At 52.7% G+C, this 21216-nt stretch carries 2 protein-coding genes; both read left to right on the forward strand.

Annotated elements, in window-relative coordinates:
- Positions 1 to 187 (forward strand): immunoglobulin-like domain-containing protein (locus SJY39_RS21730; protein WP_390242790.1); only part of this gene is annotated, 187 nt, incomplete at its 5' end.
- Entirely contained in the window at positions 157 to 21198 is a 21042-nt protein-coding gene (locus SJY39_RS21735; RefSeq protein WP_390242792.1) for an immunoglobulin-like domain-containing protein, read from the forward strand. The genes SJY39_RS21730 and SJY39_RS21735, both read left to right, overlap by 31 nt.
- Positions 21199 to 21216 lie beyond the last annotated feature (18 nt).

Raw genomic sequence — 21216 nt, forward strand, 5'->3', positions numbered from 1 at the left:
CACAGTGAGCTTGTCAGCGGATGCGTCAGTCACCGAAGGCGAGAACATCACCTACACGGCGACACTGACGAATCCTGCGGATGGCGCGGTGACGGTCACGCTAAGCAATGGTGCAACGATCACTATCGCTGATGGCGCGACTTCAGGAACCACGACGTGTTGCCAGCAAGTGATGATGTATACGTAGGCGGCGATACGGCTTCCGCGACTATCACTGATGCAACGGGCGGCAACTTCGAGAGCTTGGTGAAAGACCCAACAGCAGCAACGACGACCATCAATGATGACTCAGACGTGACCACAGTGAGCTTGTCAGCGGATGCGTCAGTCACCGAAGGCGAGAACATCACCTACACGGCGACACTGACGAATCCTGCGGATGGCGCGGTGACGGTCACGCTAAGCAATGGTGCAACGATCACTATCGCTGATGGCGCGACTTCAGGAACCACGACGGTTCCAGCAAGTGATGATGTATACGTAGGCGGCGATACGGCTTCCGCGACTATCACTGATGCAACGGGCGGCAACTTCGAGAGCTTGGTGAAAGACCCAACAGCAGCAACGACGACCATCAATGATGACTCAGACGTGACCACAGTGAGCTTGTCAGCGGATGCGTCAGTCACCGAAGGCGAGAACATCACCTACACGGCGACACTGACGAATCCTGCGGATGGCGCGGTGACGGTCACGCTAAGCAATGGTGCAACGATCACTATCGCTGATGGCGCGACTTCAGGAACCACGACGGTTCCAGCAAGTGATGATGTATACGTAGGCGGCGATACGGCTTCCGCGACTATCACTGATGCAACGGGCGGCAACTTCGAGAGCTTGGTGAAAGACCCAACAGCAGCAACGACGACCATCAATGATGACTCAGACGTGACCACAGTGAGCTTGTCAGCGGATGCGTCAGTCACCGAAGGCGAGAACATCACCTACACGGCGACACTGACGAATCCTGCGGATGGCGCGGTGACGGTCACGCTAAGCAATGGTGCAACGATCACTATCGCTGATGGCGCGACTTCAGGAACCACGACGGTTCCAGCAAGTGATGATGTATACGTAGGCGGCGATACGGCTTCCGCGACTATCACTGATGCAACGGGCGGCAACTTCGAGAGCTTGGTGAAAGACCCAACAGCAGCAACGACGACCATCAATGATGACTCAGACGTGACCACAGTGAGCTTGTCAGCGGATGCGTCAGTCACCGAAGGCGAGAACATCACCTACACGGCGACACTGACGAATCCTGCGGATGGCGCGGTGACGGTCACGCTAAGCAATGGTGCAACGATCACTATCGCTGATGGCGCGACTTCAGGAACCACGACGGTTCCAGCAAGTGATGATGTATACGTAGGCGGCGATACGGCTTCCGCGACTATCACTGATGCAACGGGCGGCAACTTCGAGAGCTTGGTGAAAGACCCAACAGCAGCAACGACGACCATCAATGATGACTCAGACGTGACCACAGTGAGCTTGTCAGCGGATGCGTCAGTCACCGAAGGCGAGAACATCACCTACACGGCGACACTGACGAATCCTGCGGATGGCGCGGTGACGGTCACGCTAAGCAATGGTGCAACGATCACTATCGCTGATGGCGCGACTTCAGGAACCACGACGGTTCCAGCAAGTGATGATGTATACGTAGGCGGCGATACGGCTTCCGCGACTATCACTGATGCAACGGGCGGCAACTTCGAGAGCTTGGTGAAAGACCCAACAGCAGCAACGACGACCATCAATGATGACTCAGACGTGACCACAGTGAGCTTGTCAGCGGATGCGTCAGTCACCGAAGGCGAGAACATCACCTACACGGCGACACTGACGAATCCTGCGGATGGCGCGGTGACGGTCACGCTAAGCAATGGTGCAACGATCACTATCGCTGATGGCGCGACTTCAGGAACCACGACGGTTCCAGCAAGTGATGATGTATACGTAGGCGGCGATACGGCTTCCGCGACTATCACTGATGCAACGGGCGGCAACTTCGAGAGCTTGGTGAAAGACCCAACAGCAGCAACGACGACCATCAATGATGACTCAGACGTGACCACAGTGAGCTTGTCAGCGGATGCGTCAGTCACCGAAGGCGAGAACATCACCTACACGGCGACACTGACGAATCCTGCGGATGGCGCGGTGACGGTCACGCTAAGCAATGGTGCAACGATCACTATCGCTGATGGCGCGACTTCAGGAACCACGACGGTTCCAGCAAGTGATGATGTATACGTAGGCGGCGATACGGCTTCCGCGACTATCACTGATGCAACGGGCGGCAACTTCGAGAGCTTGGTGAAAGACCCAACAGCAGCAACGACGACCATCAATGATGACTCAGACGTGACCACAGTGAGCTTGTCAGCGGATGCGTCAGTCACCGAAGGCGAGAACATCACCTACACGGCGACACTGACGAATCCTGCGGATGGCGCGGTGACGGTCACGCTAAGCAATGGTGCAACGATCACTATCGCTGATGGCGCGACTTCAGGAACCACGACGGTTCCAGCAAGTGATGATGTATACGTAGGCGGCGATACGGCTTCCGCGACTATCACTGATGCAACGGGCGGCAACTTCGAGAGCTTGGTGAAAGACCCAACAGCAGCAACGACGACCATCAATGATGACTCAGACGTGACCACAGTGAGCTTGTCAGCGGATGCGTCAGTCACCGAAGGCGAGAACATCACCTACACGGCGACACTGACGAATCCTGCGGATGGCGCGGTGACGGTCACGCTAAGCAATGGTGCAACGATCACTATCGCTGATGGCGCGACTTCAGGAACCACGACGGTTCCAGCAAGTGATGATGTATACGTAGGCGGCGATACGGCTTCCGCGACTATCACTGATGCAACGGGCGGCAACTTCGAGAGCTTGGTGAAAGACCCAACAGCAGCAACGACGACCATCAATGATGACTCAGACGTGACCACAGTGAGCTTGTCAGCGGATGCGTCAGTCACCGAAGGCGAGAACATCACCTACACGGCGACACTGACGAATCCTGCGGATGGCGCGGTGACGGTCACGCTAAGCAATGGTGCAACGATCACTATCGCTGATGGCGCGACTTCAGGAACCACGACGGTTCCAGCAAGTGATGATGTATACGTAGGCGGCGATACGGCTTCCGCGACTATCACTGATGCAACGGGCGGCAACTTCGAGAGCTTGGTGAAAGACCCAACAGCAGCAACGACGACCATCAATGATGACTCAGACGTGACCACAGTGAGCTTGTCAGCGGATGCGTCAGTCACCGAAGGCGAGAACATCACCTACACGGCGACACTGACGAATCCTGCGGATGGCGCGGTGACGGTCACGCTAAGCAATGGTGCAACGATCACTATCGCTGATGGCGCGACTTCAGGAACCACGACGGTTCCAGCAAGTGATGATGTATACGTAGGCGGCGATACGGCTTCCGCGACTATCACTGATGCAACGGGCGGCAACTTCGAGAGCTTGGTGAAAGACCCAACAGCAGCAACGACGACCATCAATGATGACTCAGACGTGACCACAGTGAGCTTGTCAGCGGATGCGTCAGTCACCGAAGGCGAGAACATCACCTACACGGCGACACTGACGAATCCTGCGGATGGCGCGGTGACGGTCACGCTAAGCAATGGTGCAACGATCACTATCGCTGATGGCGCGACTTCAGGAACCACGACGGTTCCAGCAAGTGATGATGTATACGTAGGCGGCGATACGGCTTCCGCGACTATCACTGATGCAACGGGCGGCAACTTCGAGAGCTTGGTGAAAGACCCAACAGCAGCAACGACGACCATCAATGATGACTCAGACGTGACCACAGTGAGCTTGTCAGCGGATGCGTCAGTCACCGAAGGCGAGAACATCACCTACACGGCGACACTGACGAATCCTGCGGATGGCGCGGTGACGGTCACGCTAAGCAATGGTGCAACGATCACTATCGCTGATGGCGCGACTTCAGGAACCACGACGGTTCCAGCAAGTGATGATGTATACGTAGGCGGCGATACGGCTTCCGCGACTATCACTGATGCAACGGGCGGCAACTTCGAGAGCTTGGTGAAAGACCCAACAGCAGCAACGACGACCATCAATGATGACTCAGACGTGACCACAGTGAGCTTGTCAGCGGATGCGTCAGTCACCGAAGGCGAGAACATCACCTACACGGCGACACTGACGAATCCTGCGGATGGCGCGGTGACGGTCACGCTAAGCAATGGTGCAACGATCACTATCGCTGATGGCGCGACTTCAGGAACCACGACGGTTCCAGCAAGTGATGATGTATACGTAGGCGGCGATACGGCTTCCGCGACTATCACTGATGCAACGGGCGGCAACTTCGAGAGCTTGGTGAAAGACCCAACAGCAGCAACGACGACCATCAATGATGACTCAGACGTGACCACAGTGAGCTTGTCAGCGGATGCGTCAGTCACCGAAGGCGAGAACATCACCTACACGGCGACACTGACGAATCCTGCGGATGGCGCGGTGACGGTCACGCTAAGCAATGGTGCAACGATCACTATCGCTGATGGCGCGACTTCAGGAACCACGACGGTTCCAGCAAGTGATGATGTATACGTAGGCGGCGATACGGCTTCCGCGACTATCACTGATGCAACGGGCGGCAACTTCGAGAGCTTGGTGAAAGACCCAACAGCAGCAACGACGACCATCAATGATGACTCAGACGTGACCACAGTGAGCTTGTCAGCGGATGCGTCAGTCACCGAAGGCGAGAACATCACCTACACGGCGACACTGACGAATCCTGCGGATGGCGCGGTGACGGTCACGCTAAGCAATGGTGCAACGATCACTATCGCTGATGGCGCGACTTCAGGAACCACGACGGTTCCAGCAAGTGATGATGTATACGTAGGCGGCGATACGGCTTCCGCGACTATCACTGATGCAACGGGCGGCAACTTCGAGAGCTTGGTGAAAGACCCAACAGCAGCAACGACGACCATCAATGATGACTCAGACGTGACCACAGTGAGCTTGTCAGCGGATGCGTCAGTCACCGAAGGCGAGAACATCACCTACACGGCGACACTGACGAATCCTGCGGATGGCGCGGTGACGGTCACGCTAAGCAATGGTGCAACGATCACTATCGCTGATGGCGCGACTTCAGGAACCACGACGGTTCCAGCAAGTGATGATGTATACGTAGGCGGCGATACGGCTTCCGCGACTATCACTGATGCAACGGGCGGCAACTTCGAGAGCTTGGTGAAAGACCCAACAGCAGCAACGACGACCATCAATGATGACTCAGACGTGACCACAGTGAGCTTGTCAGCGGATGCGTCAGTCACCGAAGGCGAGAACATCACCTACACGGCGACACTGACGAATCCTGCGGATGGCGCGGTGACGGTCACGCTAAGCAATGGTGCAACGATCACTATCGCTGATGGCGCGACTTCAGGAACCACGACGGTTCCAGCAAGTGATGATGTATACGTAGGCGGCGATACGGCTTCCGCGACTATCACTGATGCAACGGGCGGCAACTTCGAGAGCTTGGTGAAAGACCCAACAGCAGCAACGACGACCATCAATGATGACTCAGACGTGACCACAGTGAGCTTGTCAGCGGATGCGTCAGTCACCGAAGGCGAGAACATCACCTACACGGCGACACTGACGAATCCTGCGGATGGCGCGGTGACGGTCACGCTAAGCAATGGTGCAACGATCACTATCGCTGATGGCGCGACTTCAGGAACCACGACGGTTCCAGCAAGTGATGATGTATACGTAGGCGGCGATACGGCTTCCGCGACTATCACTGATGCAACGGGCGGCAACTTCGAGAGCTTGGTGAAAGACCCAACAGCAGCAACGACGACCATCAATGATGACTCAGACGTGACCACAGTGAGCTTGTCAGCGGATGCGTCAGTCACCGAAGGCGAGAACATCACCTACACGGCGACACTGACGAATCCTGCGGATGGCGCGGTGACGGTCACGCTAAGCAATGGTGCAACGATCACTATCGCTGATGGCGCGACTTCAGGAACCACGACGGTTCCAGCAAGTGATGATGTATACGTAGGCGGCGATACGGCTTCCGCGACTATCACTGATGCAACGGGCGGCAACTTCGAGAGCTTGGTGAAAGACCCAACAGCAGCAACGACGACCATCAATGATGACTCAGACGTGACCACAGTGAGCTTGTCAGCGGATGCGTCAGTCACCGAAGGCGAGAACATCACCTACACGGCGACACTGACGAATCCTGCGGATGGCGCGGTGACGGTCACGCTAAGCAATGGTGCAACGATCACTATCGCTGATGGCGCGACTTCAGGAACCACGACGGTTCCAGCAAGTGATGATGTATACGTAGGCGGCGATACGGCTTCCGCGACTATCACTGATGCAACGGGCGGCAACTTCGAGAGCTTGGTGAAAGACCCAACAGCAGCAACGACGACCATCAATGATGACTCAGACGTGACCACAGTGAGCTTGTCAGCGGATGCGTCAGTCACCGAAGGCGAGAACATCACCTACACGGCGACACTGACGAATCCTGCGGATGGCGCGGTGACGGTCACGCTAAGCAATGGTGCAACGATCACTATCGCTGATGGCGCGACTTCAGGAACCACGACGGTTCCAGCAAGTGATGATGTATACGTAGGCGGCGATACGGCTTCCGCGACTATCACTGATGCAACGGGCGGCAACTTCGAGAGCTTGGTGAAAGACCCAACAGCAGCAACGACGACCATCAATGATGACTCAGACGTGACCACAGTGAGCTTGTCAGCGGATGCGTCAGTCACCGAAGGCGAGAACATCACCTACACGGCGACACTGACGAATCCTGCGGATGGCGCGGTGACGGTCACGCTAAGCAATGGTGCAACGATCACTATCGCTGATGGCGCGACTTCAGGAACCACGACGGTTCCAGCAAGTGATGATGTATACGTAGGCGGCGATACGGCTTCCGCGACTATCACTGATGCAACGGGCGGCAACTTCGAGAGCTTGGTGAAAGACCCAACAGCAGCAACGACGACCATCAATGATGACTCAGACGTGACCACAGTGAGCTTGTCAGCGGATGCGTCAGTCACCGAAGGCGAGAACATCACCTACACGGCGACACTGACGAATCCTGCGGATGGCGCGGTGACGGTCACGCTAAGCAATGGTGCAACGATCACTATCGCTGATGGCGCGACTTCAGGAACCACGACGGTTCCAGCAAGTGATGATGTATACGTAGGCGGCGATACGGCTTCCGCGACTATCACTGATGCAACGGGCGGCAACTTCGAGAGCTTGGTGAAAGACCCAACAGCAGCAACGACGACCATCAATGATGACTCAGACGTGACCACAGTGAGCTTGTCAGCGGATGCGTCAGTCACCGAAGGCGAGAACATCACCTACACGGCGACACTGACGAATCCTGCGGATGGCGCGGTGACGGTCACGCTAAGCAATGGTGCAACGATCACTATCGCTGATGGCGCGACTTCAGGAACCACGACGGTTCCAGCAAGTGATGATGTATACGTAGGCGGCGATACGGCTTCCGCGACTATCACTGATGCAACGGGCGGCAACTTCGAGAGCTTGGTGAAAGACCCAACAGCAGCAACGACGACCATCAATGATGACTCAGACGTGACCACAGTGAGCTTGTCAGCGGATGCGTCAGTCACCGAAGGCGAGAACATCACCTACACGGCGACACTGACGAATCCTGCGGATGGCGCGGTGACGGTCACGCTAAGCAATGGTGCAACGATCACTATCGCTGATGGCGCGACTTCAGGAACCACGACGGTTCCAGCAAGTGATGATGTATACGTAGGCGGCGATACGGCTTCCGCGACTATCACTGATGCAACGGGCGGCAACTTCGAGAGCTTGGTGAAAGACCCAACAGCAGCAACGACGACCATCAATGATGACTCAGACGTGACCACAGTGAGCTTGTCAGCGGATGCGTCAGTCACCGAAGGCGAGAACATCACCTACACGGCGACACTGACGAATCCTGCGGATGGCGCGGTGACGGTCACGCTAAGCAATGGTGCAACGATCACTATCGCTGATGGCGCGACTTCAGGAACCACGACGGTTCCAGCAAGTGATGATGTATACGTAGGCGGCGATACGGCTTCCGCGACTATCACTGATGCAACGGGCGGCAACTTCGAGAGCTTGGTGAAAGACCCAACAGCAGCAACGACGACCATCAATGATGACTCAGACGTGACCACAGTGAGCTTGTCAGCGGATGCGTCAGTCACCGAAGGCGAGAACATCACCTACACGGCGACACTGACGAATCCTGCGGATGGCGCGGTGACGGTCACGCTAAGCAATGGTGCAACGATCACTATCGCTGATGGCGCGACTTCAGGAACCACGACGGTTCCAGCAAGTGATGATGTATACGTAGGCGGCGATACGGCTTCCGCGACTATCACTGATGCAACGGGCGGCAACTTCGAGAGCTTGGTGAAAGACCCAACAGCAGCAACGACGACCATCAATGATGACTCAGACGTGACCACAGTGAGCTTGTCAGCGGATGCGTCAGTCACCGAAGGCGAGAACATCACCTACACGGCGACACTGACGAATCCTGCGGATGGCGCGGTGACGGTCACGCTAAGCAATGGTGCAACGATCACTATCGCTGATGGCGCGACTTCAGGAACCACGACGGTTCCAGCAAGTGATGATGTATACGTAGGCGGCGATACGGCTTCCGCGACTATCACTGATGCAACGGGCGGCAACTTCGAGAGCTTGGTGAAAGACCCAACAGCAGCAACGACGACCATCAATGATGACTCAGACGTGACCACAGTGAGCTTGTCAGCGGATGCGTCAGTCACCGAAGGCGAGAACATCACCTACACGGCGACACTGACGAATCCTGCGGATGGCGCGGTGACGGTCACGCTAAGCAATGGTGCAACGATCACTATCGCTGATGGCGCGACTTCAGGAACCACGACGGTTCCAGCAAGTGATGATGTATACGTAGGCGGCGATACGGCTTCCGCGACTATCACTGATGCAACGGGCGGCAACTTCGAGAGCTTGGTGAAAGACCCAACAGCAGCAACGACGACCATCAATGATGACTCAGACGTGACCACAGTGAGCTTGTCAGCGGATGCGTCAGTCACCGAAGGCGAGAACATCACCTACACGGCGACACTGACGAATCCTGCGGATGGCGCGGTGACGGTCACGCTAAGCAATGGTGCAACGATCACTATCGCTGATGGCGCGACTTCAGGAACCACGACGGTTCCAGCAAGTGATGATGTATACGTAGGCGGCGATACGGCTTCCGCGACTATCACTGATGCAACGGGCGGCAACTTCGAGAGCTTGGTGAAAGACCCAACAGCAGCAACGACGACCATCAATGATGACTCAGACGTGACCACAGTGAGCTTGTCAGCGGATGCGTCAGTCACCGAAGGCGAGAACATCACCTACACGGCGACACTGACGAATCCTGCGGATGGCGCGGTGACGGTCACGCTAAGCAATGGTGCAACGATCACTATCGCTGATGGCGCGACTTCAGGAACCACGACGGTTCCAGCAAGTGATGATGTATACGTAGGCGGCGATACGGCTTCCGCGACTATCACTGATGCAACGGGCGGCAACTTCGAGAGCTTGGTGAAAGACCCAACAGCAGCAACGACGACCATCAATGATGACTCAGACGTGACCACAGTGAGCTTGTCAGCGGATGCGTCAGTCACCGAAGGCGAGAACATCACCTACACGGCGACACTGACGAATCCTGCGGATGGCGCGGTGACGGTCACGCTAAGCAATGGTGCAACGATCACTATCGCTGATGGCGCGACTTCAGGAACCACGACGGTTCCAGCAAGTGATGATGTATACGTAGGCGGCGATACGGCTTCCGCGACTATCACTGATGCAACGGGCGGCAACTTCGAGAGCTTGGTGAAAGACCCAACAGCAGCAACGACGACCATCAATGATGACTCAGACGTGACCACAGTGAGCTTGTCAGCGGATGCGTCAGTCACCGAAGGCGAGAACATCACCTACACGGCGACACTGACGAATCCTGCGGATGGCGCGGTGACGGTCACGCTAAGCAATGGTGCAACGATCACTATCGCTGATGGCGCGACTTCAGGAACCACGACGGTTCCAGCAAGTGATGATGTATACGTAGGCGGCGATACGGCTTCCGCGACTATCACTGATGCAACGGGCGGCAACTTCGAGAGCTTGGTGAAAGACCCAACAGCAGCAACGACGACCATCAATGATGACTCAGACGTGACCACAGTGAGCTTGTCAGCGGATGCGTCAGTCACCGAAGGCGAGAACATCACCTACACGGCGACACTGACGAATCCTGCGGATGGCGCGGTGACGGTCACGCTAAGCAATGGTGCAACGATCACTATCGCTGATGGCGCGACTTCAGGAACCACGACGGTTCCAGCAAGTGATGATGTATACGTAGGCGGCGATACGGCTTCCGCGACTATCACTGATGCAACGGGCGGCAACTTCGAGAGCTTGGTGAAAGACCCAACAGCAGCAACGACGACCATCAATGATGACTCAGACGTGACCACAGTGAGCTTGTCAGCGGATGCGTCAGTCACCGAAGGCGAGAACATCACCTACACGGCGACACTGACGAATCCTGCGGATGGCGCGGTGACGGTCACGCTAAGCAATGGTGCAACGATCACTATCGCTGATGGCGCGACTTCAGGAACCACGACGGTTCCAGCAAGTGATGATGTATACGTAGGCGGCGATACGGCTTCCGCGACTATCACTGATGCAACGGGCGGCAACTTCGAGAGCTTGGTGAAAGACCCAACAGCAGCAACGACGACCATCAATGATGACTCAGACGTGACCACAGTGAGCTTGTCAGCGGATGCGTCAGTCACCGAAGGCGAGAACATCACCTACACGGCGACACTGACGAATCCTGCGGATGGCGCGGTGACGGTCACGCTAAGCAATGGTGCAACGATCACTATCGCTGATGGCGCGACTTCAGGAACCACGACGGTTCCAGCAAGTGATGATGTATACGTAGGCGGCGATACGGCTTCCGCGACTATCACTGATGCAACGGGCGGCAACTTCGAGAGCTTGGTGAAAGACCCAACAGCAGCAACGACGACCATCAATGATGACTCAGACGTGACCACAGTGAGCTTGTCAGCGGATGCGTCAGTCACCGAAGGCGAGAACATCACCTACACGGCGACACTGACGAATCCTGCGGATGGCGCGGTGACGGTCACGCTAAGCAATGGTGCAACGATCACTATCGCTGATGGCGCGACTTCAGGAACCACGACGGTTCCAGCAAGTGATGATGTATACGTAGGCGGCGATACGGCTTCCGCGACTATCACTGATGCAACGGGCGGCAACTTCGAGAGCTTGGTGAAAGACCCAACAGCAGCAACGACGACCATCAATGATGACTCAGACGTGACCACAGTGAGCTTGTCAGCGGATGCGTCAGTCACCGAAGGCGAGAACATCACCTACACGGCGACACTGACGAATCCTGCGGATGGCGCGGTGACGGTCACGCTAAGCAATGGTGCAACGATCACTATCGCTGATGGCGCGACTTCAGGAACCACGACGGTTCCAGCAAGTGATGATGTATACGTAGGCGGCGATACGGCTTCCGCGACTATCACTGATGCAACGGGCGGCAACTTCGAGAGCTTGGTGAAAGACCCAACAGCAGCAACGACGACCATCAATGATGACTCAGACGTGACCACAGTGAGCTTGTCAGCGGATGCGTCAGTCACCGAAGGCGAGAACATCACCTACACGGCGACACTGACGAATCCTGCGGATGGCGCGGTGACGGTCACGCTAAGCAATGGTGCAACGATCACTATCGCTGATGGCGCGACTTCAGGAACCACGACGGTTCCAGCAAGTGATGATGTATACGTAGGCGGCGATACGGCTTCCGCGACTATCACTGATGCAACGGGCGGCAACTTCGAGAGCTTGGTGAAAGACCCAACAGCAGCAACGACGACCATCAATGATGACTCAGACGTGACCACAGTGAGCTTGTCAGCGGATGCGTCAGTCACCGAAGGCGAGAACATCACCTACACGGCGACACTGACGAATCCTGCGGATGGCGCGGTGACGGTCACGCTAAGCAATGGTGCAACGATCACTATCGCTGATGGCGCGACTTCAGGAACCACGACGGTTCCAGCAAGTGATGATGTATACGTAGGCGGCGATACGGCTTCCGCGACTATCACTGATGCAACGGGCGGCAACTTCGAGAGCTTGGTGAAAGACCCAACAGCAGCAACGACGACCATCAATGATGACTCAGACGTGACCACAGTGAGCTTGTCAGCGGATGCGTCAGTCACCGAAGGCGAGAACATCACCTACACGGCGACACTGACGAATCCTGCGGATGGCGCGGTGACGGTCACGCTAAGCAATGGTGCAACGATCACTATCGCTGATGGCGCGACTTCAGGAACCACGACGGTTCCAGCAAGTGATGATGTATACGTAGGCGGCGATACGGCTTCCGCGACTATCACTGATGCAACGGGCGGCAACTTCGAGAGCTTGGTGAAAGACCCAACAGCAGCAACGACGACCATCAATGATGACTCAGACGTGACCACAGTGAGCTTGTCAGCGGATGCGTCAGTCACCGAAGGCGAGAACATCACCTACACGGCGACACTGACGAATCCTGCGGATGGCGCGGTGACGGTCACGCTAAGCAATGGTGCAACGATCACTATCGCTGATGGCGCGACTTCAGGAACCACGACGGTTCCAGCAAGTGATGATGTATACGTAGGCGGCGATACGGCTTCCGCGACTATCACTGATGCAACGGGCGGCAACTTCGAGAGCTTGGTGAAAGACCCAACAGCAGCAACGACGACCATCAATGATGACTCAGACGTGACCACAGTGAGCTTGTCAGCGGATGCGTCAGTCACCGAAGGCGAGAACATCACCTACACGGCGACACTGACGAATCCTGCGGATGGCGCGGTGACGGTCACGCTAAGCAATGGTGCAACGATCACTATCGCTGATGGCGCGACTTCAGGAACCACGACGGTTCCAGCAAGTGATGATGTATACGTAGGCGGCGATACGGCTTCCGCGACTATCACTGATGCAACGGGCGGCAACTTCGAGAGCTTGGTGAAAGACCCAACAGCAGCAACGACGACCATCAATGATGACTCAGACGTGACCACAGTGAGCTTGTCAGCGGATGCGTCAGTCACCGAAGGCGAGAACATCACCTACACGGCGACACTGACGAATCCTGCGGATGGCGCGGTGACGGTCACGCTAAGCAATGGTGCAACGATCACTATCGCTGATGGCGCGACTTCAGGAACCACGACGGTTCCAGCAAGTGATGATGTATACGTAGGCGGCGATACGGCTTCCGCGACTATCACTGATGCAACGGGCGGCAACTTCGAGAGCTTGGTGAAAGACCCAACAGCAGCAACGACGACCATCAATGATGACTCAGACGTGACCACAGTGAGCTTGTCAGCGGATGCGTCAGTCACCGAAGGCGAGAACATCACCTACACGGCGACACTGACGAATCCTGCGGATGGCGCGGTGACGGTCACGCTAAGCAATGGTGCAACGATCACTATCGCTGATGGCGCGACTTCAGGAACCACGACGGTTCCAGCAAGTGATGATGTATACGTAGGCGGCGATACGGCTTCCGCGACTATCACTGATGCAACGGGCGGCAACTTCGAGAGCTTGGTGAAAGACCCAACAGCAGCAACGACGACCATCAATGATGACTCAGACGTGACCACAGTGAGCTTGTCAGCGGATGCGTCAGTCACCGAAGGCGAGAACATCACCTACACGGCGACACTGACGAATCCTGCGGATGGCGCGGTGACGGTCACGCTAAGCAATGGTGCAACGATCACTATCGCTGATGGCGCGACTTCAGGAACCACGACGGTTCCAGCAAGTGATGATGTATACGTAGGCGGCGATACGGCTTCCGCGACTATCACTGATGCAACGGGCGGCAACTTCGAGAGCTTGGTGAAAGACCCAACAGCAGCAACGACGACCATCAATGATGACTCAGACGTGACCACAGTGAGCTTGTCAGCGGATGCGTCAGTCACCGAAGGCGAGAACATCACCTACACGGCGACACTGACGAATCCTGCGGATGGCGCGGTGACGGTCACGCTAAGCAATGGTGCAACGATCACTATCGCTGATGGCGCGACTTCAGGAACCACGACGGTTCCAGCAAGTGATGATGTATACGTAGGCGGCGATACGGCTTCCGCGACTATCACTGATGCAACGGGCGGCAACTTCGAGAGCTTGGTGAAAGACCCAACAGCAGCAACGACGACCATCAATGATGACTCAGACGTGACCACAGTGAGCTTGTCAGCGGATGCGTCAGTCACCGAAGGCGAGAACATCACCTACACGGCGACACTGACGAATCCTGCGGATGGCGCGGTGACGGTCACGCTAAGCAATGGTGCAACGATCACTATCGCTGATGGCGCGACTTCAGGAACCACGACGGTTCCAGCAAGTGATGATGTATACGTAGGCGGCGATACGGCTTCCGCGACTATCACTGATGCAACGGGCGGCAACTTCGAGAGCTTGGTGAAAGACCCAACAGCAGCAACGACGACCATCAATGATGACTCAGACGTGACCACAGTGAGCTTGTCAGCGGATGCGTCAGTCACCGAAGGCGAGAACATCACCTACACGGCGACACTGACGAATCCTGCGGATGGCGCGGTGACGGTCACGCTAAGCAATGGTGCAACGATCACTATCGCTGATGGCGCGACTTCAGGAACCACGACGGTTCCAGCAAGTGATGATGTATACGTAGGCGGCGATACGGCTTCCGCGACTATCACTGATGCAACGGGCGGCAACTTCGAGAGCTTGGTGAAAGACCCAACAGCAGCAACGACGACCATCAATGATGACTCAGACGTGACCACAGTGAGCTTGTCAGCGGATGCGTCAGTCACCGAAGGCGAGAACATCACCTACACGGCGACACTGACGAATCCTGCGGATGGCGCGGTGACGGTCACGCTAAGCAATGGTGCAACGATCACTATCGCTGATGGCGCGACTTCAGGAACCACGACGGTTCCAGCAAGTGATGATGTATACGTAGGCGGCGATACGGCTTCCGCGACTATCACTGATGCAACGGGCGGCAACTTCGAGAGCTTGGTGAAAGACCCAACAGCAGCAACGACGACCATCAATGATGACTCAGACGTGACCACAGTGAGCTTGTCAGCGGATGCGTCAGTCACCGAAGGCGAGAACATCACCTACACGGCGACACTGACGAATCCTGCGGATGGCGCGGTGACGGTCACGCTAAGCAATGGTGCAACGATCACTATCGCTGATGGCGCGACTTCAGGAACCACGACGGTTCCAGCAAGTGATGATGTATACGTAGGCGGCGATACGGCTTCCGCGACTATCACTGATGCAACGGGCGGCAACTTCGAGAGCTTGGTGAAAGACCCAACAGCAGCAACGACGACCATCAATGATGACTCAGACGTGACCACAGTGAGCTTGCATGACATATATGTAAGTGAAGGGAGTAGTGATGCCACAATTACCGCGACGCTAGACCACACGCCAGAGACCGAGCTTGTAGTGACGCTGTCCAATGGCGCAACTATCACGTTTGGCACCGATTACGTACCGGATGCAGAGGTGACTTCAACAAGTTTTACTGTTTTGGAAGATGAAACGCTAACTGTATCTTCAACTATCGGAGGTAATTTCGAATCGTTAGACGTCACCGATTCTGTACAAGTTCACATGGATGACGCGCCGGAAATCACCGTGACAGCGAACGATTTTACGGAAGACGCTGGCGCATCAGTGGGTGATGTAGCGGGCACTTACGTGATGTCTGACGAAGAAGGCGATGAGGTAACAGTTACCTTCACGCCAGGTAGCAATGTCAACGACCACTACACGTTAGATACGACAACGGGTCAGGTGAAACTGACGCAAGATGGTGTAGACGCCATCAATGCGGGTGAAGACTTAGATACCATCGATCTGACGGTGACTCAGACCAATGACAGCAGCCTGACAGGCACAGACAGCGATACCCCAGTGGTGACGCCAGTTAACGACGGCCCAACCATCGATGTGGTGGCAGAGCTTGAGTTCAATGAAAACGACGCGGCGGTAGATACCGTGGTGGCGACGTTCACGGCGTCGGATGAAGAAGACGGCACACCAAGTGTTGCCTTCACCCCGGGCACAAACACCGATGGTTACTACGCGATCAGCGGCACCGATGTGGTACTGACGCAAGCGGGTGTTGACGCGGTAAATGCAGGCGAGACACTGCCAGCGGTGAGCCTAACGGCGACCGATAGCGACAATGCGAAGGCGGTTGATAGCGATACACCAACTTATAACTCTGTTGACGCTATAGATGATGGTTCGTTAGGCCAGGAATACACTGCTTCTGCCGATTTCACTGATGGTATTACAATTCCAACTGGAAGTGATGGCCAACCTCTGTTCTCGATTGAAGCCATCACTTATGACTCCGATGGTAATGAGACATCAGGGACTATATCTGAATTAAGTGGCTTTGGAATTGGTGTCGCAGGCTCTATTAGGGATAGCGGACAAATTGCTGATCAGATTGAATATGATCCTGGATCTGACACCTCTGAAAAAATTAAATTTGAATTTAGTGAGTTAGCTAATAATGTCGATTTTAGCGTTTCACGACTTTTTGGTAGTGAAAATGAAGGAGAACAAGGTGCTTGGTCTGCATATTATAATGGAGAGCTTGTCGCTTCAGGAGTATTCAAAACGGATTCTGGCGCTTCTACGGGCGACTTTAGCATCGACACCGGTGATATTGTATTTGATACGTTAGTCTTCGAAGCAGATTCGAATGGTGTACGAGTTGGGGATTCTTCTGATTATGTCTTATCTTCAATTAGCGTTACCGGAATAGATCTAGGTGATGGTGCCATCATTGCTGATGAAGACGACGGCGTATCTGTGACCGACGCTAATGCAGGGCTTCTTGCAAACGATATCGATGACCAAAGTGATACCTTTTCATTGACCGCTGTAAATGGCCAGACGATTACTAATGGTTCAGTTGTTACTCTTCCAAGTGGCGCATTGCTTACTATTTATGCCGATGGGACTTACGACTATGACACCAACGACGTCTATGATTACTTGCAAGCTGGGGAACTAACGACTGAGAGCTTCACATATACAATTACAGATGAACATGGCGCAACAGATACGGCGACAGCAACTATTAATATTATTGGTAGTAATGACGCTCCTAGCGGAAATCCAGATACCGCAACTCTCGAAGAAGGTAGCACAGTCACCTTTACTCCTGATCAGTTGTTAGTTAACGATGTTGATAACGATGACACGAATTTGGCTGTTCTTTCGCTAGCAAGTGACTCGTCTGGTACAAATGAGGTTGATGTATCCTCTCCAGGTTCGACGTTCTCTACAAGTTTAGGTGGGACGGTAACTATAAATGATGATGGTTCATTTAGTTATCAAGCTCCTCAAGGCCAGGATCATACTCAAGGCGTAGCAATAACTGATTCCATTTATTATTTAGTTACTGATGGTAAAGGAAACTCCAATTGGACTGAGATCGAAATCGCGGTCACGGATAGTGGACCGACTGCAGTTGACGACTTTGATAGTGTTGGCTTTGGCGGTCTCGGCTTCGGTAACTTGATCTCTGGTGAAAACGACGGTTCAGGTAAGGATGACTTAGGTAGTGATATTACGAAAGTAACCAGTATTACTTTCGATGGCCAGAAATACAATGAATGGAACAATAACGGTGAGATCGTCATTGACACAGGTACGGCTATTGCTACGTTTAATCAAGACGGCAGCTATAGCTACCAATCAACTCAAGCTGAAGGTCAAGTGAAGTCGTTTTCAACAAACGACATGCTTAATAATAATGGTATTGAGCTGTATGCTTATAACGATTATCAACAAGTTGATGTTACTAACCTAAACAGTAACTCTGCCAGTGTAGTCGAGATCAACAGTAAGGTTGGTATCTACTACGCCAACTCCGAAGGAAACGGCGATCAAATACGTTATGACGAGGCATTGGTTACTAAGTTTAGCGGCGAGGTTTCTGTCGCTAACTTTACTTTGAATGGCGTTGCTGACAGTGAAGAAGTGTTCTGGAAGGCATACGACAATCAGGGCTCTCTAGTTGACAGTGGTACTATAAGTAGTAACGACTTAACTATTGTTTCTGATAGTGGTTTTGAAACTGTGGTGCTTTATACCGGTACTACCAATAACTTTATGGTAGAGAGTGTTGAGGTTCAATACAGCGTAGGCTCGGCTAATCAAGATACGTTCCAATACGAGTTGACTGATGCTGATGGTAGTGAGTCTTCAGCTCAATTGACAGTTACACAAGACTCATTACCAGTAGCTAAAGATAATAGCGAAGAGGTATATGAAGCTGGTCTTGAATCGGGTACTGATGCTAATAGTGACGCAAGTATTGTGACCGGCAATATCCTCGACAATGATAGTGGCGTTAGTAGTTCTACGTTAATTAGCGCAGTTAACGGTCAGGCACCAGTAAATGGAATCGTGGTTGTTACTACATCTTACGGTACGTTGACTGTATATACTGATGATTCTAATGGCTTCCGTTCAGGGGACTTTGAATATGAATTAATGAATACATCAATTGGTGATGATGTTGTAGATAGTTTTAATTACGAGATATCAAATAGCGTTGGTGTTACGGACAGTGCGCAGCTTAATATTAATATCGTTGATGATGTGCCTATTGTCAGTGATGTTGAACGCAACTTAACGACCACATCAGACCCTATAACAACAAATTTGACTTTTGCTCTCGACTTGTCAGGTAGTATGGACGACTCAGCTGGTAATGGGAAAAGCTATCTAGAAACGGCAATTGAAGCCTTGACGGCTCTCGTTGGCGAAGTTGATGATACCGGTGATGTCAATGTTCAAATAGTTACTTTCTCAGGTAATAATATAGTCAATTCTGGTTGGCTATCAGACGATGTCGCTCAGGTGGTTACGTACCTTGAATCCTTGCAAGCTAACGGTGGAACACGATATAGCGATGCACTAGAAAAAGTTATGGACAGTGGTGATTTGCCAACTTCTGACCAGAGTTTTGTGTACTTTATTTCAGATGGTGAGCCTAATAATGGGTTTAGCGTGGGTTCAACTCTTCAAAACAGTTGGAATAGCTACTTAGATTCATCAAACTATGATATTTCTTTTGCTATAGGTATCGGCAACGCACCACTAGATGAGCTAACGCCTATCGCACATTCTCCTGATCCTGACGATGATGATAGCAATTATGCTGTTGTGGTTGATGATGCTGATGATTTGACCAATACAGTTTTAGAGTATTTTGATAACAACAGTATTAGTGGTGACGTTAAGTTGTTTGACACCGAAGGCGGTATTTTAGAAGGAGCTGACGGTGTATCAATAACATCGATTGTCATCGACGGTATCACTTATGAGTATGATGTGAGTTCACCTGAAATTACAGTTTCAACCGCGTTAGGCGGGGAGTTTAGGATTAATTTCGACTCCGGTGAATATTATTACAGTATCGTCGTCGACAGAAATGTATTAAACGAGAGTGAAGTTATTCAAGTGCAGGTTGAAGATGGGGATGGAGATCAGGACTCTCTAAAATTAACGCTTAATATCGATTACTACGCGACCGTCGATGCAAACGTAAATAATATTATTACTAATTTGAACAGTGACTCTTCATTGTCTATTGATACTGATTATCTTACGCACTCAGACGCAATAACTTCAGATACCATTGTTTCTAGTGTCGAAAGCTCTGAGGCTACAGTTACTCTAGATGGGGAAGCTGTTATTTTAGAAAACGCTGAAAGTGGTGATGAGTTCAGTTATGTGATTGATGGAAATGGCGTTTCAGATAGCGCCAATGTTGAAGTGAATTTTATTGACAGTTCTATTTTATCAGGAACACAAGCTGATGATATTATTATAGGTAATCCTACTAATAGTATAGGAGAATTGGCAACAATTACTGCTACCGTTCGTTCCGGTAATACTTACAATAACCCTAATCAATACGGATTCGTATTGTCTAGCTTGGCTGCTGGTTTGTCAGTAATGCAAATTAGTATTGACTTGAGTAGTATCGATAATAATGCTTATTGGGATATCAGTGATAGCCGAAACCCTTTGTACCAAACAGAGTCAAAAGGCATCGAGCAAACTGATAATATTTGGGATGCAATGGACTCGGATTCTTCAGTACTGATTGCTAATTTTGTTGATGGTGATTTTACCAGCGATGATGAGTTTTGGTTCACATTCGATACTGACAATTTTGGTGTAGATCAAGGCAGTAGCTTTATAGGTGCATCTTTTGAAGTAATTTTGAATGATGGGTCAGTGATTGTTGGTACTTATGAGTCAGATAATAACGGTGGCGCAATAGCAGTAGCCCAAAATTATGCTAGTGCACTTCAGGGTTTTGATGGTGATGATGTATTGGTTGCAGATAAAGGTAATGACCTTCTTGATGGTGGAGAGGGAGATGATCTATTAATTGGTGGCTTAGGCAACGATATCCTAACTGGCGGCGACGGTGATGATATATTCAAGTGGGTAGATGAACCGCTTGACGACTATCGAGACGTTATTACTGACTTTGAAGTGGGCAGTGACCGTATTGATTTATCTGAACTCCTTCATGATGAAAATACAATGGATGATGTTCTTGAACATTTGTCAGCTAAGATTAGCGATAACAACCAAGACCTAGAGTTAACCATTACTAATGATCAAGGTTCTCAAACTATAGTGTTGCAGGGCCAAGCAAGTAATCTTAGTGGTTTTGACGTCGATTCTTCTGGTGTTTATTCCGGTGATGAATTGACGAATTTAGTAAATTCACTAATGACTAACCTACCAAACTCTTAATTCATGAATAACAAAAAG

It is taken from the genome of Vibrio sp. R78045, assembly GCF_042466085.1.
In the GTDB taxonomy this organism is placed as follows: domain Bacteria; phylum Pseudomonadota; class Gammaproteobacteria; order Enterobacterales; family Vibrionaceae; genus Vibrio; species Vibrio cyclitrophicus.